Genomic DNA, 24,038 nt, shown 5'->3' with positions numbered 1-24,038 from the left:
CGGTAATAGTTATATGTTCTTGTACAATAATTCGGCAAAAAAGATATAAGTTCTTAGCACAAATATTAATTGTTTATTCCTTTTAAGACGTCCCTAAATAGTATTTAAAGTGGTTTTTAACACTCTTTAAATGGTGAAATATTATACGTTGAACTCCACCATGTCAAAGGATATAAGTTTGTCCAGCATCAGTAAAGGATGTAAGTTCTTGTCTTGCGAAAAAGACAAGAACTTACATCCTTAAAATAATAAAACCGCGCTGCGCGCGGATCTCTATAGATATATGTTCTTGTCCTCTTACATAATTGTCTTCGCAGGAGAATCTAGTTTGCCCCCGATATTCCCGAAGAACGAAGGTTTTCGCTGGGGCTTGGTGCCATTTTGGGAAAAGGACATTAAGGTCGGGTTTAAGATGATTAACGCACGGGCCGAGACCGTTCAGGAAAAGCCTGCCTTTGGCCGTCTTCTGAAAAGCCAGCGTGTCATACTACCGGCAGACGGATTCTATGAGTGGAAAAAAGAAGGGGCGGACAAGCAACCGTACCGGTTTGAGTTGGAGGATAAATCCGTCTATGGATATGCCGGTCTATGGGACGAATGGACGCAGCCTGACGGGGAAAAGCTGCGGAGCTGCACAATCATTACCACAACCCCGAATGATCTAGTTAAAAATGTGCATGACCGCATGCCGGTTATTCTGGAGCCATTAGGCGTTGATACCTGGTTAGATCCGGACAATTCAGACAAAGAATTACTTCAATCCTTGCTCGTTCCCTTACCCGCGGAACAGATGGTAAGGTATCCCGTTTCGAAAGGACGTCGGAAAGGTTTGCAAATAACGGAGCGCAGTTGATCGAGAAAATAGAGATAAACAGTAAATAGAGAGGGGGGATCCTACTTTGGGATCCTGCCTACTTGCCCTAATTACGACTCAGATGCTCCCACCGTATTTTGGTGACCTGCTCGTTGGGGTAAAGTACGTTTGTCCGATTCGGCCTAGCGGGAATTCTCTCATTTTATGAATTCCCACCTTAATCTCCTTGCAGTTGGTTTTTTCATACTATAATCAAATTTTCAGTGGCTTACCAGTTGCCAGCGTTTTGACCGCCGTCGACATGAAGAATCTCTCCTGTCACGAAATGTGCGGACTCCAGATACACAATTGCGTCAACAATATCTTGAACCTCGCCCATTCGGCCTATAGGGTGCAATTTAGACAGAAAGTCATGTGTCTCAACCGCATGCATAGGTGTGTTGGTTACCCCAGGCGCGACAGCGTTCACACGAATACCCTTATCCGCATACTCAATCGCTAGCGATTTTGTTGCTGAGTTCAAACCTCCTTTGGTCAGTGCGGCAAGTACAGATGGCAAAGACTTGTGTGGGTGTACTACAATCCCACTTCCTGTGATGTTTACGATGTGGCCGGAACCCACTTTCATCATCTCAGTCACCGCACGCTGCGTAACATGGAAAAATCCTGCCAAATTGATTGACAACATCGATGTAAAATCCTCTTTAGTGAAGTCCGTGAATGGTTTCGCAATAAAAATGCCAGCATTGTTCACCAGTGTGTCGATCCGGCCAAAGCGAGAAAGCCCTTCGCCGATTAAGCTGTCTGCGATTTGAGTGTCTGAAATGTCGCCGGCAACATAAGCGACGTGTGCACCTGTCGGATCAATTTCACTTGCAGCCTCTACCAGCATTTGTTCGCGGCGGCCATTAATAATTACATTTGCTCCTCGTTTCACCAGTTCAATTGCCACTGCTTTTCCTATACCGCTGCTTCCACCTGTAATCACTACGACTTTTCCTTGAAATTCCATCTTCCAGTCTCCTTTAATTTGGGTTTTGTCAATCACAATCATTATCATACAGACAAGTTTGTAAATGTTCATTGCTTTTTTTCCTGCACCAATGACTTTTGCCAACCGTAGGTATATCATATCAAATTCATTGTAATCATACTTCGAGAACCAAGATATGTCAGTCAACCTATCATCAGATGGCGGTGAATCAATAGTCATAACATAAATAAATGAGGAAAGGCAATTTCACTCATTACAATTTTGCCACTCCCCCAGTAGGCGTAAGAATCCCCTTTACTGTTATCCCGCTTGAACGTGTCCACCTGCCTGTCATGAATGCACCATAAATCTTAATTGAGGGAGGTGAATATTTTGTTTCTTTATGAAGAACGAACTTTTCAAGTTCAAAATATAAAAACATTGCAACGATTTGCTTGATTACCCTTAAGGGAGAAATCATTAGGGGATAATGTAAAGTAAGACTCCCTTCGGACATGGCTAGTATTCGTATCAAGTGATAGCTTGATTATAAATCCAAATTAAATCGGAGTTCTGTGAAGTAGATTACATTTCTCCATCATATTTTGAAATACGAAATACAGAATAACAAGACGCCCAAATCGCCGTGGAAGCGTTTGGCGATCGCGTTAAGCGTTATATTTTAACCTCGAGCATGGCGGTTTATAATAGTAAAGATACCGAAATCACCGAAGACGATTTCATGCCGGAACAATACAGCTATGATTTAGACGCTCAGAAATATGACTATGCCGAAGGAAAACACCAAGCTGAAGCCTATTTTTTCCGGAATGCGGCATTTCCCGCCGTTGCGGTTGCGTAGCCATGGTCGTATCTTGAACCGACAATTATACAGGCCGATGGAAGCAGGCGAACATCAACTCAAGCAATCTGAATGTAGAAGTAATAGCCGTCCGGCTTCAAACCACCTAGGGACATTTGTGCATTTTTTGGTGACACAAATCTTCCCACATAAAAATAAAAAAGCCTGATTCCTCAAGCATTTACATTTTAAAATATGTAGGCACATTTGTGTCATTGGACATTTTTTTTTTTTACAGAATCTCTCTCATAGACTAAGTTTACAATATGTTATATAATAGACACTTTGTAAATTAAATTATAATCAGAAATATTGTATTTACAATCGACATTCTTTGACGAAATGTAAATGGAAATTACGGATAATAACACGCCTCGCACAGATTTCCACATACTCCGCATGTGTCGATTGCTTAGAGAAGCCTTTGTTGAATTGCTACAGGAAATGGATGTCGAGAAAATTTCGGTAAATCGCATCACAGAGCGCGCCACCATCAACCGCTTTAACTTTTTTCTGCATTACCGAGACATCCCGGATATAAAAAGTTCACTAATTGCATTCATTAGCTGAGCGGCTTGCCGATCTCCCAATGGTGGCCAAACGGGTCGATGACGCGCCCAATACGCCAACCGTGGCCTTCACTTATGGGTGCAACTTCGGTTGCTCCAGCATCGAGGGCCCATTTGAATACCGAATCCGGATCTTTGACTGTAAAGATCATCCGAACCGATCCTCGACCTAAGGAATCTGGGCTGGAGTTGGGATTGTTAATAGGTGCATGCCCAGTTCCCCATCCCCAAGCTACCGGCTCCTCCTCCATCCACTTCTTCATACTATCTACAGGATGAAATCCTGCGAATTCATGAGTCTGAGTGAGGAAACTGAATCATTTCGAGGGAGCGTAACGCGGCTGTAGCAGTTGTTTCATTTCATGTAGCGATATTCCAGGAGATTCTTCAAATTTGAGATTTTCTGCAGCATCTTCTCCCCGACATTGGTTTCCCTCACCAGCTTCCGCTCCAGTTCTTTGTCTACCAGCCTTTTTACAGACAATACGTCCGTTCCGTTACATAACACATCTTCTTTGGAATTAAATTTCTGATGAGCAACGAGCTGCATCCCAAAGGAATTATACAACAAGGTATATCCGGCGATGCCTGTTGTAGATTGATAGGCTTTGGAAAAACCACCGTCAATAACAACCAGTTTCCCGTTTGCTTTAACCGGGTTCTCTCCACGAATTTCTTTAACTGGCGTATGGCCGTTAATGATATGTCCATGATCTGGATTCATATCAAATTCCAGCAGGATTTTCCTGCAGATCTCCTCATTTTCACGCAAATGGTAATAAGGGTTCTTTCTCTCCTTATAGGCTTCTTTATCTTGGATAAAGTATCGTTCAAAGGTGGTCATTTCCCTCTTTCCAAAGAGCGAGGAACATTCCCCTGTCCAGATGTACCATACCATATCCGTAGCTAGATCATCCGTCTCTTCCGGATGCGCAAAGGCGTAACGTAAATAGTATTCAAAAACATCGAGCAGCTTACGGCCCGAATACACTTTGTCTTCAATCTGCATTTCTTCCATGTTTCCTTCTTCATCCAAAGGAATACAGCCGTGAAATAACAAATTCCCGTTGTATTTTAGATAAAGGCTGCCTTGTTTCATAAAAAAATTCATATGTCTAGCCAGCTTTTCGGAATGCTGAACGGAGAACAGCAGCTTTTCCATCACCTGCTGTTCTTCTTCCAGTAATTCTTCAGGCCGCTGCGGATTTACGGTTGAGAAACAGGTGTTTTCCAGCGGGTACGTTTTTTCGCCGATCTTGATTTCATTTTTGTCGTAATCGATTTGCTCAAGCAAAAGTCTTTCAGACATATTAAAATATGGACGTCTCTTGATAATAGGGATTTCAAGCTTAAACTGAATCATTGTAATGGCTTGATGAATTTTGGTAATCTGCAGGATCTCCTCTTCCGAACCGTTATGGTCGGTCTGCAGTTTCGGTCTAAAGGCCGGATTGTCCTCATAATATTTCTCCGCTAAGTTCAGAAGTGGGCGAAGATTGATTCCATATACGTCTTCGATGATGTCTAGATTGTCGTATCTGGCACAGATCCGGATAATATTCGCAAGGCAGACCAGAGAACCCGCATAGGCGCCTATCCACAGGACATCATGGTTCCCCCACTGAATATCTACAGAATGGTAGTTGATTAGTGTGTCCATAATTTTATCAGGCTCAGGCCCGCGGTCATAGATATCTCCAACCACATGAAGATGGTCAACCACCAAACGCTGGGTCGTATACGCAAGGCCGATAATGAGCTTGTCCGCTTGGCCTAAGGAAATAATTTGCCGGTATATTTCCTCATAATAAGGGTCCTTATTGTTGGTGGAATCCGTCTTGTATAGAAGCTCTTCTACAATATATACAAACTGCTCCGGCAGAGCTTTACGCAATTTCGAGCGCGTATATTTGGAAGAGGCAAAAGAAATGAGCTTAAGCATTTGTTCAATCGTTTGTCTGTACCATTGGTTCAAGGCTTGTTTATTGCACAGGTCACCTTTGACCAGCTGTATTTTTTCTTCCGGATAATAAACTAACACCGTAAAATCAGTGATTTCATGCTCCGTCCAAACCTCACGGAACAAAGCTTTGATCTTCTCTTTTACGGTACCCGAGCCGTTTCTTAGCACATGCTGAAAAGCCTGGAACTCCCCATGCAAATCACTGACAAAATGCTCAGTTCCCTTGGGAAGATTGGAGATCGCTTCAAGGTTGATGATTGCTGTCACAACTTGTTCTTCCGTATCATATTTCTGGGCCAATAAATCTAGAAACTGCTCATCCAAAACAGATGTCCCCCTTCAAGGAAATATGGTGATGTATAAGAGGTTTTTTAAATGGGGCTAGTCGCGTACCTTTAAGCTTAGTGTAAACAGTAAAGGGAAAAACATTAGGTTTCCGAGGTTCCCTTTGGTACTCTTACTAACAGCTATTATAACTGAATCTTCCCACGCTATCCTGCCCGTTCGTAAACAGACTACCGACCTGACAATCAACCTACACAGAATAATTTGATGAGAAGTGTAAAGGTTAACAAATTACCTCTTTTGTTGAACAATTTCACGCTTTGGCAATAATACTTTGTTCTTGTCCAAAAAATCATCTAAGAATATAAGTTCTTGTCTATATTTACGGCAATAGATAAATGTTCTTGTACAATAATTCGGCAAAAAATATATGTTCTTAGCACAAAAATTAATTTTTCATTTCTTGAATGACGTCCCTAAATAGTCTTTAATGTGCTTTTTGACACTCTTTAACTGTGAAATATTATGCGTTGAACTCCAGCACGGCAAAGGATTTTTGTTCTTGTCCAGTATCGGTAAAGGATGTAAGTTCTTGTCTTGTGAAAAAGACAAGAACTTACATCCATAACAATGATAAATCCGTGCTGCGCGCGGATCTCTATAGATATATGTTCTTGTCCTCTTACATTTTTTCTTTTTTTTTGTTGCTTTTATTATTTATTACTACTGTAAATAATCGTTAATAGCATTTCCGATCACCATTGTCTTATCATCTTGTTAATAATAGTTTGGAATAAATGGCTGTGAATAAACTTCACGGCCATTTGTTTAGATGTGATGCAAATGCTTTATCTCTGCCTGAACCACCCTCCGACGCTTTGATGAACGCCTCTGCGACGCTGTCCTCCTTGACGGCAGCCCAACCGACAACGCCGCGGTCGCTCTGATGGTGCGATACGTCGATTACCTTCCTATTGCTTGCCGATTTTGACTGCATCGTGTTCCAGCACGTCCTTTGCGTTTCGTCTTGCGATTTCACATCAGAGAACGAATGGCACTAGATCATACGTACCATTCGTGTTAGGGGTCATGCTTTTACTTGCTCACGAACTCGAAGCTGTCGAAAGCAGCCCAGTTGCCGCCTTTGGCGTCATTGAAGACCCCGACCTCGATCTGCCCGTTCGTGACCGGAATGTTGTCGATCGTGAATTGCGTATACGTCGTCACCGGACTTGTACCGATGTCCGCTCCCAGCTCTGCACCTCCGTAGTTCTTGACATACAGCTTCAGTGCGAGCTGGCCGCCACTGGAGCGTACCCACACGCTCGCCTTGTACATCCCGTTCGGCACATTGACCTTCTGCGCCGTAATTTGCTGATAATCGCCTGCCGCCCAATGCGTCAGCTTGAAGCTTCCCTTATGCGGTTGGTCCTGATCGACCTTCTGGGCAAGCTCGTTGTTATGCCACTCGAACCAGCTTGTCATATCGCCCGTATCGAAGCCCGCATTCTTCAACAGGTTCGGGCTCTCGGATTTCGCGAAGCCGATCCAGTTCAGGTTAAAGCCTGCTCCGTTCGCAAAAACGCACAAGGTGATCTGACCGGCATCGAGATTCACCGTCGCCGAGACTGTCTGCCAGTTCTGCCAGCCGCCCGTATTCGGAACGGCCGTCGTCGCGAGTACCGTCTCTCCTGCTTTCAATTGAATCTGGCCGGTCACGGCCGGACTCGCAACGCGGTACTGTACCGTATATCGGCCTGCTGCGGTAACGTTAAGCTTGTACTCCATCCTATCGCCGGCATCGATATAGCCAACGTTCTGGCCGCCGCCGGCATCGGTCGTGCTCTCCAGCTGAACGCCGTTCATCGCGCTGAAGTTCTCGGCTTCGATTCGAGCGGGGATCGTCACGGGCGCCGGTGCCGCATTCGCATCGTGATCGTACGCACGCACATAATCGACGAGCATCGTCTGTGGAAATACGGTCGTGTTATCCGGATCGCCGTCAAAATTGCCGCCGACAGCCACATTCAGCAGGAAATGGAATCGCTTGTTGAACGGCGCCGGGCTGCCGCCGCCCGAGCTGTACCATTCCGACGATTTGCGTGTTTGGTGCAGGTTCCCGTCCACGTACCACCGGATTTCATCGGGCTCCCACTCCACGGCGTACACGTGGTAGCCGTCGTCCGGCAGCGTGTAGCTCGAACTGATATACTTCCACGGATTGCCGAAGTGGATCGTTCCGTGCACCTTTAGCGGATCCGAGCCGCGCTGTTCCATGATGTCGATCTCGCCGCTGACCGGCCAAGCGCCGTATTCCCAATCGGTCGGCAGCATCCAGATGGCGGGCCACAAGCCTTTCCCGGCAGGAAGCTTGGCGCGGACCTCGAATCTGCCGTACGTCCAGTCGCCCTTTTTATTGGATACCAGCCGGGTCGAAGAATATGGCATGCCGTTCGTGTTTTCTTTGATTGCTTTGATGACCAAGTGACCCGAGCCGTCCAAATACGCGTTTTTCGTGCTGTTCGTATAATACTGCTTCTCGTTGTTCCCCCATCCGCTTCCGCCGATGTCATAACCCCATTTGGCGGGGTCCGGAGCCGCGCCGCTCGCTCCATCGAATTCATCGCTCCATACGAGGCGCCAATTACCAGTACTCATAGTCATGTCTCCTATTCTCTGAGAGTATGCTGCCTTCGACAATTACGATTAGCAGGAAAGATTATTGCCCGGCGCGGCACCCAGAATCGAACAAATGCGCTTATACTGCTCGACCCGGCTTTGAACCGGACCCCCGCCTCCGTGGTTGCACTCGAGCGCTCCGTTGATCGTACGGATCGTTTCGCCGAATCCGTGCGACTTCACCATGGCGTCATGACAGGTTAACGATCCGGCACCGGTCTGCGTGTTCCAGAACCAAAGCGCCGTCTTCCAGGCGACCGAGGAATCTTGGGCGACCAAGTCCGGATTTTTAAGAAGCGGAAGCCCCAGGGCATCGCCCGCTGCGCCGTAGTTATAGTTCCAGCTGAGTTGCAGCGGTCCCCGGCCGTAATATTGCTTGCCCGACGCGACAGGATATCGGGTGTTGCTGTAGTCCGAATAATGCGGATAATTCGCGGTATTCGCCTCGTTGATATAGTACAAGCCGCCCGTCTCATGGTAGACGTTGGCCAGGAACGCCGCCGCTTCCTGTTTGCGCATCGTGTCGTCGCCCGTGTTCGCGAAGCCGGGATAGGCACCAAGCGCCGCGATAAATCCAGCATACGTATAAAACGATTGACGGGATGGGAAGATTTGGCTGAATTCCTGCTCCGACACGATGAACCCGCTGCCACTCGGGTGCTGCGGTTGGGTAGCGGAGGTATCCGCCTGCTCGATCGTGAATTCCTCCCATCCCGCTGCAGCCGTACGATTCGCGTACAACACGCCGCCTTTGTTTAAATCCGTGGATACGTACAGTTGATTGGCTACGGCTTGCAGCGCAACCTTGCCGTTGCCGCGGTCGATCTTTCTGAATTTCTCCCATTCTTGGATGACGGACGCGCGTGCGATCAGATTGGTCTCTTGATTGAGATCCACCGTCACGTATTTATTGTTCGCGATCGATAGGAACGATACCGTCCCGTCGGAATTATGAATCACATTGAACGTTTCCCAGGCTTGCGCGGCCGGCCGGTTGGCAACGAGCGGACTCGCCCCTTGATTTTCTGCGGAGACAAAGGTGTTATTCGCTGCCGATTTGATGGTAGATGTCATGATAAATCCTCCGAAGTTTAATTTGTTAATATTTTTTAAAGTTACTATTTATTAATAATAATTCTAATTTTTTATAATGCGCCAATCCTCCTGTCTGAAATCATGAGAAGTTTCATGATCATCCACAGGAGTGCCTTTATGTTGTTTAAATAATGGATTCGTTATAAGGATTGCATGAATAGGTTATTCGTTATTTTCCATCCATTGGAAGTGGAAGCTTCCCTTTTGATCAAGCCGCTCGAACGTATGCGCCCCAAAATAATCTCTTTGCGCTTGAAGCAAATTAGCCGGTAGTCTCTCTGTACGATAGCTGTCATAATAAGCTAAAGCGGAAGCAAACGCAGGAACCGGAATCCCTCTGGTTACGGCAATTGATATGACTTTTCTCCAAGCATCCTGATAGTTTTTAACGATTCCGCCGAAATATTCGTCCAACAACAGGTTTTTAAGAGCCGGGTCTCGGTCATAAGCATATTTAATATTTTGTAAAAATCTTGCGCGGATAATGCATCCCCCGCGGAATATCATTGCAATGCGGCCATAGTTCAAATTCCAATTGTATTCGTCGGAAGCAGCTCTCATTTGCGCAAAGCCTTGCGCATACGAAGCGATTTTACTGGTATACAAAGCTTTGCGAACGGCCTCGATGAATTCCTTAGGATCTCCGTCATAGCTGGATTCCGCAGGGCCACTCAGCCGCTTGCTTGCGGCTACGCGTTCTTCTTTCATCGCCGAGATGAACCTCGCAAACACGGATTCGGTAATAATGGACAATGGAACTCCCAAATCCAATGCGCTTTGGCTTGTCCATTTTCCGGTTCCTTTTTGTCCTGCCGAATCGAGAATGACATCCACCATCGGTTTGCCTGTATCCGGATCTGTCTTTGCGAAAATATCGGCCGTGATTTCGATCAAATAACTATCCAGCTCGCCATTGTTCCATTCGGAGAAAATGTCATGCAGTTCGCTCGTATTTAAATTCAGTACATCCTTTAGCAGGTGATACGCTTCGCCAATGAGCTGCATATCGCCGTATTCGATGCCGTTGTGTACCATTTTGACATAATGGCCAGCGCCGTCTTCTCCGATATAGGTCGAGCATGGATCGCCGTTCACTTTGGCCGAAATGGCAGTCAAGATTGGCTCTACCAGTTCATACGCGTCTTTTTGCCCGCCTGGCATAATCGCAGGGCCATTCAGGGCTCCCTCTTCGCCGCCCGAAACACCAGCACCGATAAAGCGGAATCCTTTATCTTGCAGATCTTTATTTCTTCTTTGTGTATCAGGGAAATAGGCGTTTCCGCCGTCGATGAGAATATCCCCTTGACTGAGGTAAGGTACGAGCTGATCAATGGTATCGTCTGTCGGTTTTCCCGCTTTTACCATGATTAATATTTTACGCGGCGTCTCCAACGATTGGACAAATTCTTCGACGCTATAAGTACCTATAAGGTTCTTTCCTTGCGCTTCCGCCACAAGTTCATTCGTTTTCTCTGGTGAACGATTATATAAAGCCACCGAGAACCCTTTGCTTTCAATATTCAAGGCTAAGTTTTTACCCATGACGGCCAAGCCGACCACGCCAATTTGCTGTTTTTTCATTGTAACTACCTCCCTGTCATTTTCCGCCTGGTACAGATAAACGTTTGATGAGCTCGTCCTTTTGCGCTTCAAATCCAGGCTTGCCAAGAAGCGCAAACATATTGCTCTTGTAAGCTTCCACGCCCGGCTGATCGAACGGGTTCACCCCAAGCAGCAAGCCGCTGATGCCGCATGCCTTCTCGAAGAAATACACCATTTCACCGTATGTATATTCATTGAGCGCATCCACCTCTACAATCAGATTAGGTACTCCTCCGTCAACATGCGCAAGCCGTGTGCCTTCGGCTGCCTTCTTGTTTACTTCGTCCATCGTCATGCCCGCAACAAAATTTAATCCGTCCAGATTGCCCGAGTCCTCTTGAATGGTCCACTCTACCCGTGGCTTCTTTACCGAAAGCACCGTCTCGATGAGATCGCGCCGGCCTTCTTGAACATACTGTCCCATCGAATGCAAATCAGTCGAAAAATCGACGGATGCCGGATAAAGCCCCTTCTGGTCTTTGCCCTCGCTTTCGCCGAACAGCTGCTTCCACCATTCGGATACAAAATGCAAGGCTGGTTCAAAGTTAGCCAGCAGCTCGATGGTTTTTCCCTTGCGGTAAAGGGCATTGCGAACGGCTGCATATTGATAGCTCTCATTTGTAGCTAGATCGGCATTATTGTATTTCTGTGCAGCGGCGGCAGCACCCGCCATCATTTGATCGATGTCGAGCCCGGCGGCGGCAATGGGAAGCAGCCCTACTGCTGTAAGAACGGAATAGCGTCCCCCTACATCGTCAGGAATAACAAAGGTTTCATAGCCTTCTTCATCGGCAAGTTTTTTTAATGCACCTTTAGATTTATCGGTTGTTGCAAAGATGCGTTTTTTTGCTTCCTCTTTTCCGTATTTCTTCTCTATGAAATTACGCAGAATACGGAATGCAATTGCCGGTTCCGTCGTCGTTCCCGACTTGGAAATGACATTCAAGGAAACATCCTTGCCCTCCAGCAGCTCCAATAAATGGGCGATGTAAGTTGAACTGATATTTTGCCCAGCAAAATACACTTGGGTATTACCGTTCATCTGATTATGAAACGTATGGGATAGCGCTTCTATGGCCGATCTGGCTCCTAAATAGGAACCTCCAATCCCAATGACAATTAGCGCATCGGAGTTGCCACGGATTCTTTGGGCAGCGTCCTTGATTCTCGAGAATTCTTCCTTATCGTATTGAAGAGGCAAGTCCACCCAACCTAGATAATCGGAGCCAGGACCCTGCTTCTCATGAAGCATTGAATGCGCTGCTTTTACGAAATCCTTGAAGTAATCGACTTCATGCTTCTGCATGAAAGCTAGTGCGTTGGAATAATCAAATTTAATAGTCATGTTTGGTTCCTCCTCTTGGTGATCTTATCTCCATTCATGGTCGTTCAGCTTTTAACCGCTTTTTTCCAATCGGCTGAGAATTTCTCAAGCCCTTGATCCGTCAACGGATGCTTGGAAATTTGTTCATTACGCTGAAAGGCACCGTTGCGATATGCGCGCCCGCCTTGGCTACGCGCGTGACATGATCAGGATGACGTACGGATGCGGCGATGATTTGAGCATCTAAGTTGTGGACTCGGAATAGCTCCGCGATCTTGACGACTAATTGTACGCCGTCTTCCGATATGTCATTTAGTCGACCCAAGAACGGGGATACATAAGTGGCGCCTGCCCGCGCAGCCAACAAGGCTTGATTCACGGTAAAAATCAAGGTCACAGACAGCCATCTCCAACAAGTGCGTAAGTGTAATGATTAACGATGGGGAAGGTCTCTTTATTAAATTTCGAAGCCAAATGAGCCTCCGCCATTGCCATCCCGACGGCCATCGCAATTCCTTGTCCTAAAGGACCGGTCGTTGCGTCAACGCCATCTGTATGTCCGTATTCTGGATGACCGGGCGTTTTACTCTCTAGCTTACGAAATTGCTTAAGGTCATCAATCGACACCTTATATCCCGATAAATGTAGAATACTGTAAAGGAGCGCAGAGCCATGCCCCGCGGACAAAACGAACCGATCGCGGTTAAACCACTTGGCATGGCCTGGGTTATGCTTCAGATGTTTTGCCCATAATGAATATGCCATTGGGGCGGCTCCCATCGGTAGCCCGGGATGCCCCGAGTTCGCCCGGTTGATTTAATCAATGGATAAAGTTCGAATCGTATTCACGGATAATTGATCAAGTTTTGTGTCCATAAGCATATAACTCTCCTTTGTTTGCGTCGTTAATCGACGCGCTTTTGAAATCGAACCAATGAAAGCCGTCTTGCTCAAGCAGCTTATCGGATTCGTTAGGTCCGTACGTCCCCGCTGGATAGATATGAAGCGGTAGAAGATTTTCTCTATAAGCGTCTAATATAGGCTGTACCCATTCCCACGACAATTCCACTTCATCCCAATGGGCAAAATAAGTTTTATCACCCTTCAACGCATCGTGGATAAGAATTTCATAAGCTTCCGGGATACCAGCTTTTATGACGCTTAATTTACTTTGAACGGGTTTATCAACATCCGAAACCTCCTTGCCAGAGTTGCTTCTTTGAAAGAAGATTCCATCGTTGGGACCAATCTCTACGATCAAATGATCCTGTAGGGGACTCTCAGATTTGAATTCGATAACAATCCTCGTCAATTTCTCTTTCAATCGCTTGCCCGTTCGGATATAGATGGGAATGTCCTTCCAGAATAGATCATCGACTTTTAGTCTGGCCGCAATAAAAGTATCATTTAGGGAGTCCAAGGCAATTCCCGGTTCTGCTGTATAGCCGGCAACCTTTTCCCCATTAATTTCCCCCTCCTCATATTGTCCACGGACGATATGATGGCTAACATCCATTTTGTGAAGTGGCTTCAACGTCTTCATTACTTTTTTCTTAAGATTCCCAACCTCTACTACCGAGCTTCGATTCGGCAACTCGATCGCTAACATCATAAGCAATTGAAGCATATGATTCTGGAACATATCGCGGATCGCGCCTGCATGATCGTAATATCCTGCTCTTTCCTCCACGCCCAAGGTTTCGCTCGCCGTAATTTGTATGTTGGCAATATTTCGGGTCCCTAGATCTTGCTCCGAGAGAGCGGAGTGAAGCCGTTGCCCCATTTGCTGGACCATAGGTTTGCCTAGGTAGTGATCGATTCGGTAAATTTCAGTCTCATCGAATGCTTGGTTCAACTGAATGTTCAACTGTCTCGCAGATGGCAAATCGTGGCCGAAAGGCTTCTCGATCACCAGACGCTTCCAGCCATTCGCGGAACCAAGTCCGCTTTCATGAATGTTTGCTGCGATCGTTTCAAACAATTCAGGTCCAACAGATAAATAAAACATACGATTGGGCAAAATATTAAGCTCATCTTCCCGCTGTTCAACCAACTGCAGCAGTTTCGTGTAATCTTCTTTGCGGTTAACATCCAGAACATGATAACGGAATGCACGCAAGAAATTTCTCATTACTTCTGGATCTCTTCCTTCACTTTTGGAAAAAGTACTAAGAGATTGCTCTACATTTGCTTGAAATGTTTCATCAGACAGTTCTCTTCTTCCAAGACCAATCAAGGAGAAGGATTTCGGCAGCTTCTGATCGACGAACAAAAGATACAAGGCAGGGTAAATTTTTCTTTTGGCTAAATCCCCTGTCGCTCCAAATAAGACAAACGTGGTTGGCTCCAATTTACTTTCTCCTTCCAGCAGAGCTCTCTTGAAGGACCGGCATAGGCGACTTTAACAGTCACATAAGTGTTTTCCAATCCGAAGGCTCTGGATTCTTTTTTTTGTTCTTCTATAATACGATTATCATCCATACAATTAATCTATTTAACAGGAACTATAGACCAGATCTATGAATAATAATTACGAATTGTACAAAGTATTTTGCTTGGCTGCGAAGACAGGCAGCTTAACTCAGGCTGCCAAAGCCTTGTACCTCACCCAACCAAGCGTCAGCCACGCCATCAAACAGCTGGAAGACTGCTTTGGTATCACTTTGTTTACCGCAATTCCAAAGGCGTTGCGCTGACGCAAGAGGGCACCATCCTGTATTCCTATATAGAGAAGTCTCAGATCTTAATATCGCTGGCTGAAGAACAAATGACCGCGCTTAAAAATCTGGACAGCGGCGAGCTACGTATCGGCGGAAGCGATTCACTGTTCAAGCATTACATTCTTCCGTATTTGGAAAACTTTCATAAGCAGTATCCCGGCATCAGACTACATCTGAATCACGGAACTACGCCGGAAATCATTGCTCTCTTAAAAGAAGGAAAAATTGATTTGGGCGTCGTTCGTATGCCGGTCGTCGATTCCAGCTTGAAGTAAGGGAAAGTTTCCAGCTGCAGGATTGTTTTGTAGCGGGAGCCCTTTATTCCGAGCTTAAAGACGTAGTTCTATCTTTGGATATGCTGCTCCAATACCCCGTCATCCTTTTCTCGCGCAATAGCCGGGCTCGAATGGCCATCACGGTATTATTTCAAAGCTATGGTCATAGCCTCAAACCTGAAATCGAGGTCGGAAGCGTGGATCTTCTCATCGAGTTAGCGCGGAAAGGACTCGGAATCTCTTACGAGACCAGAGAATTCGTATCGAAAGAACTGGAAGAAGGAGCGCTCTTCGAGATTCAATTAGACGTGCCGATACCGCCTTCACACGTAGGAACTATGATTATGCGCAACATGCCGCTTTCCGGTCCCAGACTAATTAACGCATCACGCGGATATTCCTGATAACCAGCCGACCGCATTGTGTATATCCTCGAAATCATGGTGATGCCATTTAGTTGTATCTTTTCCGATAGATTTTCTTAAGCCGATATTAGTAATTGTTTTATCTGGAGCAACTGTAGCCGTATATTGAATGCCAACATTCAGGAGTCTAGGAAGCCAATCTTCAGACAACCATTTAGCGTCTTCTGCTGAAAGTAATATATGACTGTTATCAGACAAGCCTTTTTTTGCCTTTTTAATGACTGCCAGTTCAATCATTTTTTCCAGTGGCACACGGAAATCCTCGTTCTGAGCAAAGGAATTCCAACGAATCACAACTGCTTCAATCACATCATCCCAAAAAAGATGAGCTTTATTGGAAACATAATAGTGCATCATGTTTAATCTCTCCTATCACATTATTCTTTTGGCTAAATTTCTAGTGGGCTATATTTGCCTCTCTCCTTTCAGCATAGCTCTCTGAATCATTTATCCTAATAATATATATTATTAAAATAAATTATCCTAATAATAGGATAATTTATTTTAATACCACTCCGGGCACCGGAAACGAAAAATTGTTCGGCTTTGGGACAGCAGCTAAAATCACATGACCGCTTTTCAATCCGTCATCTATGCTTTCTTTTCGTAGTTCCACTATAATACGATTATCAGCCTTCAAACTCAGTTAGACATAGATCTAGCTCCACGTCTCATAAGTAGCAGAGATTATCGCGATTTTAACGATTGCACTGCGTGGATTGTATCCAAAGGATCCATTCGCTTGCTTTGATCAACATCCGCATAGCCGGCTGTGATTAAGCCGTTCTGATTTATTATATAAGTTGCCGTAGAAGGCAGCTCAAGCGAATCAACACTATTAAATTCTTCAAGTATCATACCCCCATTACGAAGAAATTCATGTATGTAATCTGGCAACTTATATTTCAAAGTGTAATCGGGTTACCTCTTAATGTCCCTACTCCTGTGCGTTCTTGTAATCCAAGAACAGCGTGAAGCCGTTCATTCCTATTTTATTTTACGACCCAATTCTTTTATTATCTGTAAACCAGATTACAATTGGCCAACACAATCGCGGCTATTCAAAACTTACTGTCAAATATCCACTCATTGAAAACGCTTCGTATTGCGACTCCTAAGTCCTCCTTTTTTCGAAATGGTAATGAATGCTCGCTTTGGTCACGCCAAGCGGCTTCGATAAATCGTCGTAGCTCATGGCAACAAAGCCTTTTTCTTGAATCAGCTTGAACGCCAACGAAATGATTTGATTTTTTCATCTAACTATTTAGTTGGTAAGGAGCAAATTTTAAACAACTCCTGCTGTATGATGGCCGAAACGGGAGAGAGTCAAACGAAAGCGAAAACGGGCTGATCAAGGTGTCTTGATCAGCCCATCTTCCTGTTGTCAAACGGTGTTTACGCCGCTTCGAAATTAAAGGGTGATGATTTGGTAATCGTCCGCAATCAATTTCGATATGCTGAGGTGTCCTTCAACATCGGCGAAAGTCGGGAGGCCGGCGGATTTGGCATCCTCGGTCACGCCGAAAACGTTCGCGCAGAAATTGCAAACTCCGGCGATGAGGCCCTGCCCTTTAGCGGCTTTGTAAAGGGGATTGAACATGTGGGATGGATCTTCCAGCGTTTTGACCCAGGTCGTACCTTGGCCGTCGAAATAAATTTTTACATCGAAATTAGCCTCGTGCAGCTCTTGGCCATACAGCAGGGCATGAGACACTCTTCCCCCTTCATTCTCCGTGGCGTGTACGATAATAGCTACTTTTTTCATGATGAACACTCCTTATTTTTGTGATTTGTATTTCATGTGTTTATCATAACCGGAATGAGTCGAATCCTTCTGCGAAATATTTCACATTACGGATGTGATTTTTCGGGTTGTGCCTAATGTATAGATATGGGTTTCCCGCAGTAAAATAACATGGCTCATCATTCTAGCCCTGGAGTCGGTATATGAAGCTGAACAATCGCCTTAAATCCGAACAGCATGTATCCGAACTACAACCTGAGCTGGAAAATCCGGATCAACTGAAGCAGCTATCCGCACAATCGAGCGATTTTAAGACGACGACGGTTTCACTGGGAAAGCAAGAAGTAGTCATTTCCTATTACAAAACATTAGTCGATGAGAAGCTGCTCCAGCAGGTTATACTTGCGATGCAGACTCGTACGCTGGATTCGGAATTCAAACGGATCGAGGATATTAAGGTTTGGATTCCGATTGATGATATCGAGATTACCGACCAGATCAAAAACATTCAATTTAGGCTCCTGAAAGGGTATGTGATTGTGATCTTATTTAACATTTCTTATTGTAAATTGGTCTAATAAAAGATATTAGTATTTTATATCTTATCCCAATAAGCTAAAATAAATTTATAAATACTAACCTTTGCTACTCTTACTATAATTGAAAGGATTAGACTCCTAATCCCGGGAAAAAGTTACAGTCATTTTCAAATTTCTAATCTGCCCGTTCGTATTATGAGGTCACCAGATATTTCTGGTCGACCTCATTTTTTTGAGGCCGTAAGATAACGGTAGCCGGGGATCGAACGTATCTGCCCGTGGGACTTAGATCCCGAGAGGTATTCAGTTCATCCCCCCTACTTGTTCAACCATGGTAAGGCTGGTTGGGACGTGATCCCGTATCACACGCGATAGTGTGGAAGACAAGAAGGTTAGGGGTTGGCGGTGAAAATACTACAGGACCTTTTTTTAATACTGTTCTACGGACAAAATAAATCAATAACTTTAAAATCAATCATATTTTTTTCATTGAACCAAATGTGAAATTGTAGTTCGCTCTTTTCATCAATTGGTACTTTTATCAATATGATTACCAGAGGACACGTAGCGGCGAGCATCCGCAAAGCTTCCTATCCGGGTTCAAAGGTTACCTGCATGTCGATGGTTATACGGGCTATCATAAGGTTGTAGATGTGACTCTTGTGGGATGCTGGGCACATGCGCGACGTAAATATGACGAAGCGCTGAAAGCAGCTCCGCCAGCGACGAGAGGTAACAAGGATTCCGTAGCTCATCAAGGACTGGCTTACTGCAATGCTCTCTTCCATATTGAGCGCGAGCTGAAGGATGCATCGCCAGAAGAACGATATACCGAACGGAAGAAGCGAAGCCTTCCGATTCTGGAGGCTTATTCGTTGCGGCTCAAGCAACAGCACTCTCAAACACTGCCGAAGAGTCTGGTTGAACAAGCGATTTCTTACAGCCTGAATCAGTGGGAGAAATTGACCGCATTCCTGAAGGATGGCCGACTCGAGATCGACAACAACCGAAGTGAACGCTCAATTAAGCCATTCGTGATCGGGAGAAAGAATTGGTTATTTGCGAACACGCTTCGCGGTGCGAAGGCAAGTGCGGTGATATACAGCGTCATCGAGACAGCAAAGGAAAACGGACTTCTTCCGTTTCAATATTTAAAGTATCTGTTCGAGCAGCTTCCGCAGCTTCCAGACCAAAATCCAGAGGCGCTCGAGCCTTATTTGCCATGGTCATCTTCGATTCCGATCACTTGTCGTGTTATTGGATAGGCATGGGCAAGCTTGAGGTTATGTGACGCTTACAAAGAAGAGGGAATCGATCCACTTGGATTTGGCGAACTTGTAAGAAGTAAAAAGCGAAATTGGGATGCAGAAATGTGGGAGAAAGAATATTGGGAATTAGATGTACACTTGAATGTGGATCTTACGGAAATGGGAGTTAAGGAATAAGGGACTTCTCTAATGAAGTCCCTACATTGACCTTCTTTTACTAAAGATTAATCTGGGGAGTACTTTCATTGTAATTATTAACGCCTAACGCTTTATTTTTCCATAAGATATCCTTAATTAATTCATCGTTTCCTTCGGAACACTTTACCATCAAAAAGACTTCTGTTGCTTTTATTCGACCAAACAAATCGATTGTGGGCATTTTTTTGATCGCGATCAGTTTTATTAAAAAACCAAGAACTCCTCCTACGACCAGTCCGATCAATGCCCATAACACAGGGCCAAGCTTAAGGACAAAACCGTAAATTCCACCCAATAGCATGAAAATGGAACCTAAGATGGTTGCCAGATCCACAAAACTTACACCGTCCGAGTAATGAGCATTATCAAACAACCTGGTCTTTTTATTTCGAACTTGTAGGGGCAAAGCAAGAATATCAGACTTCTTCACCCCATTCTGTTCTAGTTCACTTAATGCGATTTCGACAGAAGCTGAATGTTCGTAGGATGCAACAATATACATATCTTCTCCCTTTCTCTCCGAATGGAATGGGGTTTCGAATGAATTTTGATACTCAGAAACCAGAAGCTGAGCTTGGGATAGTTTATAATGTTTGTTAATTTTTACAGCCTCCCAGTAGCAATGATATAAAAATCCACCATAAATAGAGGGAATAAACAAAAACCACTGAGGATTAATAACTTCTATTGCTTTTGCAAAATCTCCGGTAAAGCTATAAAACAATCCCACGTAAAAACGTGAAAAAGTAATAGTTATTACCCACGAAACCAGACTAAACAGAAATGAGAACACATGGTTCAAATATAATGAACCTAGCCCTGGCATCAACATTTCCCAGAATAGAGCTACCGATGGACTTACCTTGTTCAATGTGTTTACACTAAATGTAGACATAGAGGCTGTGTCTGTTGTTTTCGTTTTTCTGTAGGACAACACATAATTATTATTGAGATCTACAGCTCTTCGATAAGAATCAAACATGGTAAAAATGTATACTCCAATATATAAATAAAAGAAGCGAAGATCGATTACGTCTTTTGCACTTTGGATATCACCAATCATGGAATAATATATAGCTTGATTAACCTTTGCAAGATTATTTATTGTAAATTCAAAGATAGCTAGACAGTAGCCAATTAAGAGGTTGTTCATAACAGCGTGTCCGTATCCTGGAAAGGCTGCCGACCACCATAAAGGTATCCAAGGATTTAATGGATGCAAAACATTCGTGTTGTAAGGAACACTTTTCATCAAAAGTGGATATCTCTTCATCATTCTCTAGATCACCTGTTTCCCATCGGATGTTACCATTATGTCCCTAGGCCACAGATTTTTATTCCAGCCCATTTATGGTCATCTATTTAGCCCCCAAATGAACTTGGACAGTACACCCCTTATTCCGATACAATGAAATTAGTCGGAGGGGAACGCCATGGAGAGAAAACGGTATGATCTGAATTTCAAGAAAATGGTTGTAGCCAAGGGCAAAGAGATCGGTAACTTGACGGCCGTTGTGCGGCAGCATGAGCTCGATCCGAAGATGGTGTTACGCTGGGAAGCAACTGGGGCGCAAAGATCTTGATCAACTGGACGGATCGGCTTTAAAACAAGCTGCGTTCATTCCTTCAGCGTCAGACTACGCGGCCTTGGAGAAGGAACACGAGAAACTCTACGCCGAGCAGGCGCTGAAGAGGGAAATCCTCCGTGACCTATTAAAAAAAACGAACCCACCGCCGAACGCAATTGTACGTTTTTCAACGTAGCCAACGAAGTCGATGAAGAATCGATTCAAAATATTGAGGGAAAACCTGAAAGTTCAATCACTTAAAAATTTTGAACAGAGCCGAACGGAAAGAAGAAGAGCCTACCTGAAAGGTAGCCTCTTTTGGTAGCCTCTTCTTTTGTCTGTTAATCCACCCTAAAGGGAAGAGATGATGGTATATTAAGCCATCATATTATAAATTGCCCCAATTAAGGCGCGTTACCAGGCCGCGGCAAGCTTGACGGCCTGTTCCATTGCTGCCCGGACGATCTCTTCCGCGCGCTCCGGTTGAAAATCATGGCCTTCCACGTACAGCGCTTGTACGTCACGAATCCCGACGATGCCGAGCACCAGGCGCAGATAGGGATGGCTGTGATCCATGGCCGCTGCCGGCCCTGCGGAGTAAATCCCGCCGCTCGACTGGATGTGCAGCGCTTTTTTGTCGCACAGCAGGCCGACCGGTCCGCGTTCCGTGTAATGGAACGTCTTGCCGACGATGACGAAGGCGTCGATGAACGCCTTGAGCCGAGGGGGAATGCCCCAATCTGCCCCTTCCTGCCTTGAGATACGGGAGCGCAGCCTTCGTTATATAAAAATGAGGAAACAGATTTGTAAGATAGATATCCAACAATTGTGAAATTAAATAGACTCCCGGATGCTCTTAGGAAGGCTTTTAACAACCAAATCGTAAGAGTGGTCAATCATTTCAAAGATAAACGACTCTGGCAAAGAACCCTCGAGAATAATCGTATTCCAGTGCTGTTTGTTCATATGATACCCCGGTCGAACGTCCTCATGCTGCTCTCTCAAGTTCTCCGCAATCACCGGGTCGCATTTTAGGACTAAGTACCCTTTTTTCTCAAAAAAAAGAGCGAATATTTTACCTGCAATTTTTATAGCGATTGGATCGGGTCCTGAGGGATAATCCTTACTCGTTCCTTTTTTGTTTAGACAGTATTCAATTAAATTATTTTTCAAACCGGCTCATCTCCTTCGTAAATGACATTGTATAGTCCCCAAAAGATGCTTCGATAAAATTAAACTACTTATAACTCCATGTCTACTTGTTGATGTTCTGCAATGATTCTTTCAGCATCACGGTAATAAGAATCCGATAATCCCCTTATAGAAGCCGCGAAGCGCTGGTAACCAGCATTCTCTACATCTTCAGCTTGAAGTCTATATTTTACTGCAAGGTCTCTTACTGGCTGTCCAGTCGGATCTACCCAATGGCCCCCTCGAGAATTTAATAATTTAAGGGTGAATCCTCTTCGCATTTTATCTGCATCTTTAGAATATAAGGCATCTGCAACAACTTCATTGATCCATAAACCATCAAGGTCAGGCGGAGAATAAACCAGTACCCCACCTATATGTGTAAGTGCCACTTCAAAATGCCCAGATTCATTACATAACGATTTAGTTAGCTCTAACCAACTACTGAAATCTTCTTCCGAGAAACTTCCATCTTTCTTCATTCCCAGTGGAGTTTTCCAATCAACAAGTAGCCGATATGCATTTGTGGCAATAGCCTTCTCCTGATCATTAAGTTCAGTATCAGTTTGTGATTCCTTCTTAGAACGATAAACCAAGCGAATCAATTCACAGAAAAACTTCGAGTCAGAGGCCTACAGCATTAAAACCGACCCCACCGAAGACATGGGCCTTCTCAAGCAGCAGCTCAATTCAATTTCTTCCAGGATAGCAAGTTTCTCCAATGCTGAGTATTGTCGTCTAGGCAAAATAAAGCTCCCCTTTCAGTAGCAGGTTTTTATATTTCACCTGTTTACCTTAAGAGGAGCATATCAGTCTCGGCGATCTACTCCTGTTTAAACCTAATGTTTGCATTAACACTAGGATGACCCCAAAAACATACGGTGCTATGACGGCTCTTCCCTTCCGGCATTTAATCTCATCAAATCGGGCCCCCGAAACATCATTGTATGGTGCTATGCCGATGATGCTCTTCAGGTTTGATACGGACAACAATCAATAATTGTGAAATGACTGCTGTCCGGTCATCCCTGCTTCCAGATAGATTGAAAATTCACGAAGGAAAGGTAGTAAACAAATCTCTTAATTCATGAAGCATAACTTCCTGATATTCGTTGCTAGCATGATAGAGCTCGCCGATCTCCCGATATATTTGGTTCAATTTCTCCTTATAATCGGCTTTCTGTTTATCTGGATTGTTCTTTTTAAACCGATCCATCACGGCCTGAATATAGGCTGGACGCGCTCCCCATCTGCCTAGAACATCTCCGGACGCATTCAAGATAACCGCGATCGGCTGCGCTCGCCCGCCATCCGTGAGAAAGAGATCCATGGTTTCCATATGCTCTTCCATGAGCAACACTTCAGTCGAAATGCGGCTCTGCTCCATCACTCGAAACAGTATGGGGACGTTCCAGATAACGTCCGGGCACCAATCCGTGCATAGAATCAAACAGTGCAGGTCGGAGCGATTGTTTAAAGCGGTAAAGAATACTTTCTGATCTTCTTGCGTCCATGTGAAATTCTCGTAAACGGAGATAAACTGCTCTTTGGTATTCGGGATATTACTAAGTTCCATCGCCCGAATCTGCATGTCATCCATGAACTGTTGAGGTGAAATCCCTTGACCTATTTTGTGTGTTAAGTTCAATCGTGCTTCCATTTCTTCAAGCACCCTCTTCATTATTTTTGGGAAACGGCACTTTTAATTGCATTCACGTCACTGCTAAGATCCTCCAGTGACCGGTGCTGTTTTTACAGATAAGGCTAAATAACTCATTTTCGAGCATCTCCTTAATACAAATTTCGTTCATTCCTATTTTAATTTACCACCCAATTCTTTTATTATCTGTAACCCAGATTACAATTGGCCAACAAAATCGCGGCTATTCAAAACTTACTGTCAAATATTCACTCATTGAAAACGCTTCGATGACGAGTCGCGTT

General features: G+C 44.7%; 24 protein-coding genes and 5 pseudogenes. 9 read left to right on the top strand and 20 right to left on the bottom strand.

Going from position 1 to position 24,038, the window contains the following annotated elements:
- Window positions 1-328 precede the first annotated feature (328 nt).
- Window positions 329-853 (top strand): SOS response-associated peptidase, encoded by a 525-nt coding sequence (locus AC58UU_RS32655; RefSeq protein WP_497321701.1) that lies wholly within the window; start codon window positions 329-331, stop codon window positions 851-853.
- 229 nt (window positions 854-1,082) lie between these two features.
- Here AC58UU_RS32655 and AC58UU_RS32650 read toward each other — a convergent pair whose 3' ends face one another.
- Window positions 1,083-1,826 carry an SDR family NAD(P)-dependent oxidoreductase gene (locus tag AC58UU_RS32650; RefSeq protein ID WP_497321700.1) on the bottom strand — a complete coding sequence of 248 codons (744 nt, stop codon included), beginning with the start codon at window positions 1,824-1,826 and terminating at the stop codon, window positions 1,083-1,085.
- Window positions 1,827-2,433: 607 nt separating this feature from the next.
- Between AC58UU_RS32650 and AC58UU_RS32645 the strand changes: the two genes are divergently transcribed.
- Window positions 2,434-2,649 carry a hypothetical protein gene (locus AC58UU_RS32645; protein WP_497321699.1) on the top strand — a complete coding sequence of 72 codons (216 nt, stop codon included), beginning with the start codon at window positions 2,434-2,436 and terminating at the stop codon, window positions 2,647-2,649.
- 399 nt (window positions 2,650-3,048) lie between these two features.
- A pseudogene (locus tag AC58UU_RS32640) lies at window positions 3,049-3,189 on the top strand (TetR/AcrR family transcriptional regulator); the annotation flags it as partial.
- 22 nt (window positions 3,190-3,211) lie between these two features.
- On the opposite strand, the gene AC58UU_RS32635 reads toward AC58UU_RS32640, so the two are convergent.
- From AC58UU_RS32635 to zwf, 10 genes and pseudogenes are all read right to left on the bottom strand, one after another.
- Window positions 3,212-3,481: a VOC family protein gene (locus tag AC58UU_RS32635; RefSeq protein WP_497321698.1), complete on the bottom strand. Its 270-nt coding sequence runs from the start codon at window positions 3,479-3,481 to the stop codon at window positions 3,212-3,214.
- Window positions 3,482-3,573: 92 nt separating this feature from the next.
- The gene (locus AC58UU_RS32630; protein WP_497321697.1) at window positions 3,574-5,505 is read right to left on the bottom strand and encodes a fructose-1,6-bisphosphatase; all 1,932 of its coding nucleotides are present in this window, start codon (window positions 5,503-5,505) and stop codon (window positions 3,574-3,576) included.
- 775 nt (window positions 5,506-6,280) lie between these two features.
- A complete protein-coding gene (locus tag AC58UU_RS32625; protein ID WP_497321696.1) occupies window positions 6,281-6,463 on the bottom strand; it encodes a GH25 family lysozyme in 183 nt (60 codons plus the stop codon).
- Window positions 6,464-6,561: 98 nt separating this feature from the next.
- Window positions 6,562-8,124 carry a carbohydrate-binding protein gene (locus AC58UU_RS32620; RefSeq protein ID WP_497321695.1) on the bottom strand — a complete coding sequence of 521 codons (1,563 nt, stop codon included), beginning with the start codon at window positions 8,122-8,124 and terminating at the stop codon, window positions 6,562-6,564.
- A 48-nt stretch (window positions 8,125-8,172) separates the two neighbouring features.
- Window positions 8,173-9,219: a glycoside hydrolase family 19 protein gene (locus AC58UU_RS32615; protein WP_497321694.1), complete on the bottom strand. Its 1,047-nt coding sequence runs from the start codon at window positions 9,217-9,219 to the stop codon at window positions 8,173-8,175.
- 183 nt (window positions 9,220-9,402) lie between these two features.
- The gene (gnd, locus tag AC58UU_RS32610) at window positions 9,403-10,821 is read right to left on the bottom strand and encodes an NADP-dependent phosphogluconate dehydrogenase (RefSeq protein ID WP_497321693.1); all 1,419 of its coding nucleotides are present in this window, start codon (window positions 10,819-10,821) and stop codon (window positions 9,403-9,405) included.
- Between the two features lie 16 nt (window positions 10,822-10,837).
- On the bottom strand, window positions 10,838-12,187 hold the full coding sequence (locus tag AC58UU_RS32605; RefSeq protein ID WP_497321692.1) for a glucose-6-phosphate isomerase: 1,350 nt from the start codon (window positions 12,185-12,187) through the stop codon (window positions 10,838-10,840).
- A gap of 44 nt (window positions 12,188-12,231) precedes the next feature.
- A pseudogene (locus tag AC58UU_RS32600) lies at window positions 12,232-12,566 on the bottom strand (transaldolase family protein); the annotation flags it as partial.
- Window positions 12,563-12,982, bottom strand: a pseudogene (locus tag AC58UU_RS32595) (thiamine pyrophosphate-binding protein); the annotation flags it as partial. The pseudogenes AC58UU_RS32600 and AC58UU_RS32595, both read right to left, overlap by 4 nt.
- Before the next feature lie 43 nt (window positions 12,983-13,025).
- Window positions 13,026-14,516, bottom strand: a complete 1,491-nt coding sequence (gene zwf / locus AC58UU_RS32590; protein ID WP_497321691.1) for a glucose-6-phosphate dehydrogenase — start codon at window positions 14,514-14,516, stop codon at window positions 13,026-13,028.
- A 169-nt stretch (window positions 14,517-14,685) separates the two neighbouring features.
- Between zwf and AC58UU_RS32585 the strand changes: the two are divergent.
- Window positions 14,686-15,565 (top strand): annotated as a pseudogene (locus AC58UU_RS32585) (LysR family transcriptional regulator).
- Here AC58UU_RS32585 and AC58UU_RS32580 read toward each other — a convergent pair.
- The 4 genes from AC58UU_RS32580 to AC58UU_RS32565 form a co-directional block, all read right to left on the bottom strand.
- Window positions 15,548-15,943 carry a hypothetical protein gene (locus tag AC58UU_RS32580; RefSeq protein ID WP_497321690.1) on the bottom strand — a complete coding sequence of 132 codons (396 nt, stop codon included), beginning with the start codon at window positions 15,941-15,943 and terminating at the stop codon, window positions 15,548-15,550. The pseudogene AC58UU_RS32585 and the gene AC58UU_RS32580 sit on opposite strands and share 18 nt — an antisense overlap.
- Before the next feature lie 330 nt (window positions 15,944-16,273).
- Window positions 16,274-16,495: a hypothetical protein gene (locus AC58UU_RS32575; protein WP_497321689.1), complete on the bottom strand. Its 222-nt coding sequence runs from the start codon at window positions 16,493-16,495 to the stop codon at window positions 16,274-16,276.
- Between the two features lie 205 nt (window positions 16,496-16,700).
- Window positions 16,701-16,781, bottom strand: coding sequence for a hypothetical protein (locus AC58UU_RS32570; protein ID WP_497321721.1), 81 nt, complete (start codon window positions 16,779-16,781; stop codon window positions 16,701-16,703).
- Window positions 16,782-16,997: 216 nt separating this feature from the next.
- Window positions 16,998-17,351: a DsrE family protein gene (locus tag AC58UU_RS32565; protein ID WP_497321688.1), complete on the bottom strand. Its 354-nt coding sequence runs from the start codon at window positions 17,349-17,351 to the stop codon at window positions 16,998-17,000.
- A 182-nt stretch (window positions 17,352-17,533) separates the two neighbouring features.
- Here AC58UU_RS32565 and AC58UU_RS32560 point away from each other — a divergent pair, with 182 nt between their 5' ends.
- From AC58UU_RS32560 to AC58UU_RS32550, 3 genes and pseudogenes are all read left to right on the top strand, one after another.
- Window positions 17,534-17,908, top strand: coding sequence for a spore germination protein (locus AC58UU_RS32560; RefSeq protein WP_497321687.1), 375 nt, complete (start codon window positions 17,534-17,536; stop codon window positions 17,906-17,908).
- Between the two features lie 506 nt (window positions 17,909-18,414).
- A pseudogene (gene tnpC, locus AC58UU_RS32555) lies at window positions 18,415-19,134 on the top strand (IS66 family transposase); the annotation flags it as partial.
- 12 nt (window positions 19,135-19,146) lie between these two features.
- Window positions 19,147-19,314 (top strand): Ger(x)C family spore germination C-terminal domain-containing protein, encoded by a 168-nt coding sequence (locus AC58UU_RS32550; protein ID WP_497321686.1) that lies wholly within the window; start codon window positions 19,147-19,149, stop codon window positions 19,312-19,314.
- A gap of 40 nt (window positions 19,315-19,354) precedes the next feature.
- On the opposite strand, the gene AC58UU_RS32545 is transcribed toward AC58UU_RS32550, so the two are convergent.
- Window positions 19,355-20,611 carry a hypothetical protein gene (locus AC58UU_RS32545; protein WP_497321685.1) on the bottom strand — a complete coding sequence of 419 codons (1,257 nt, stop codon included), beginning with the start codon at window positions 20,609-20,611 and terminating at the stop codon, window positions 19,355-19,357.
- Window positions 20,612-20,768: 157 nt separating this feature from the next.
- Between AC58UU_RS32545 and AC58UU_RS32540 the strand changes: the two genes are divergently transcribed.
- Window positions 20,769-20,918 (top strand): hypothetical protein, encoded by a 150-nt coding sequence (locus AC58UU_RS32540; protein ID WP_497321684.1) that lies wholly within the window; start codon window positions 20,769-20,771, stop codon window positions 20,916-20,918.
- Entirely contained in the window at window positions 20,860-21,099 is a 240-nt protein-coding gene (locus AC58UU_RS32535) for a hypothetical protein (protein WP_497321683.1), read from the top strand. The genes AC58UU_RS32540 and AC58UU_RS32535 overlap by 59 nt, the downstream gene beginning before the upstream one ends.
- Before the next feature lie 218 nt (window positions 21,100-21,317).
- On the opposite strand, the gene AC58UU_RS32530 is transcribed toward AC58UU_RS32535, so the two are convergent.
- The 4 genes from AC58UU_RS32530 to AC58UU_RS32515 all read right to left on the bottom strand — a co-directional run bounded on the left by AC58UU_RS32530 (window position 21,318) and on the right by AC58UU_RS32515 (window position 23,754).
- A complete protein-coding gene (locus tag AC58UU_RS32530; protein WP_497321720.1) occupies window positions 21,318-21,635 on the bottom strand; it encodes an FMN-dependent NADH-azoreductase in 318 nt (105 codons plus the stop codon).
- Between the two features lie 102 nt (window positions 21,636-21,737).
- Window positions 21,738-22,076, bottom strand: coding sequence for an MmcQ/YjbR family DNA-binding protein (locus AC58UU_RS32525; protein ID WP_171647097.1), 339 nt, complete (start codon window positions 22,074-22,076; stop codon window positions 21,738-21,740).
- 68 nt (window positions 22,077-22,144) lie between these two features.
- Entirely contained in the window at window positions 22,145-22,699 is a 555-nt protein-coding gene (locus tag AC58UU_RS32520; RefSeq protein ID WP_497321682.1) for a hypothetical protein, read from the bottom strand.
- 446 nt (window positions 22,700-23,145) lie between these two features.
- Window positions 23,146-23,754: a thioredoxin family protein gene (locus tag AC58UU_RS32515; protein WP_497321681.1), complete on the bottom strand. Its 609-nt coding sequence runs from the start codon at window positions 23,752-23,754 to the stop codon at window positions 23,146-23,148.
- Between the last annotated feature and the right edge of the window lie 284 nt (window positions 23,755-24,038).

It is taken from the genome of Paenibacillus sp. JT22N1, from assembly GCF_059692155.1.
Note: the sequence above shows the minus strand (reverse complement) of the source record. Positions and strands in the feature narration are given on the sequence as shown.

Bases quoted from the DNA above. Each gene is read 5' to 3' on its own strand.
- AC58UU_RS32650 (WP_497321700.1), bottom strand. From the start codon at position 1,826: ATGGAATTTCAAGGAAAAGTCGTAGTGATTACAGGTGGAAGCAGCGGT.
- AC58UU_RS32635 (WP_497321698.1), bottom strand. From the start codon at position 3,481: ATGAAGAAGTGGATGGAGGAGGAGCCGGTAGCTTGGGGATGGGGAACT.
- AC58UU_RS32625 (WP_497321696.1), bottom strand. From the start codon at position 6,463: ATGCAGTCAAAATCGGCAAGCAATAGGAAGGTAATCGACGTATCGCAC.
- AC58UU_RS32620 (WP_497321695.1), bottom strand. From the start codon at position 8,124: ATGAGTACTGGTAATTGGCGCCTCGTATGGAGCGATGAATTCGATGGA.
- AC58UU_RS32615 (WP_497321694.1), bottom strand. From the start codon at position 9,219: ATGACATCTACCATCAAATCGGCAGCGAATAACACCTTTGTCTCCGCA.
- gnd (WP_497321693.1), bottom strand. From the start codon at position 10,821: ATGAAAAAACAGCAAATTGGCGTGGTCGGCTTGGCCGTCATGGGTAAA.
- AC58UU_RS32605 (WP_497321692.1), bottom strand. From the start codon at position 12,187: ATGACTATTAAATTTGATTATTCCAACGCACTAGCTTTCATGCAGAAG.
- AC58UU_RS32580 (WP_497321690.1), bottom strand. From the start codon at position 15,943: ATGATGCACTATTATGTTTCCAATAAAGCTCATCTTTTTTGGGATGAT.
- AC58UU_RS32570 (WP_497321721.1), bottom strand. From the start codon at position 16,781: ATGAGCTACGACGATTTATCGAAGCCGCTTGGCGTGACCAAAGCGAGC.
- AC58UU_RS32565 (WP_497321688.1), bottom strand. From the start codon at position 17,351: ATGAAAAAAGTAGCTATTATCGTACACGCCACGGAGAATGAAGGGGGA.
- AC58UU_RS32560 (WP_497321687.1), top strand. From the start codon at position 17,534: ATGAAGCTGAACAATCGCCTTAAATCCGAACAGCATGTATCCGAACTA.
- AC58UU_RS32545 (WP_497321685.1), bottom strand. From the start codon at position 20,611: ATGATGAAGAGATATCCACTTTTGATGAAAAGTGTTCCTTACAACACG.
- AC58UU_RS32540 (WP_497321684.1), top strand. From the start codon at position 20,769: ATGGAGAGAAAACGGTATGATCTGAATTTCAAGAAAATGGTTGTAGCC.
- AC58UU_RS32535 (WP_497321683.1), top strand. From the start codon at position 20,860: ATGAGCTCGATCCGAAGATGGTGTTACGCTGGGAAGCAACTGGGGCGC.
- AC58UU_RS32515 (WP_497321681.1), bottom strand. From the start codon at position 23,754: ATGGAAGCACGATTGAACTTAACACACAAAATAGGTCAAGGGATTTCA.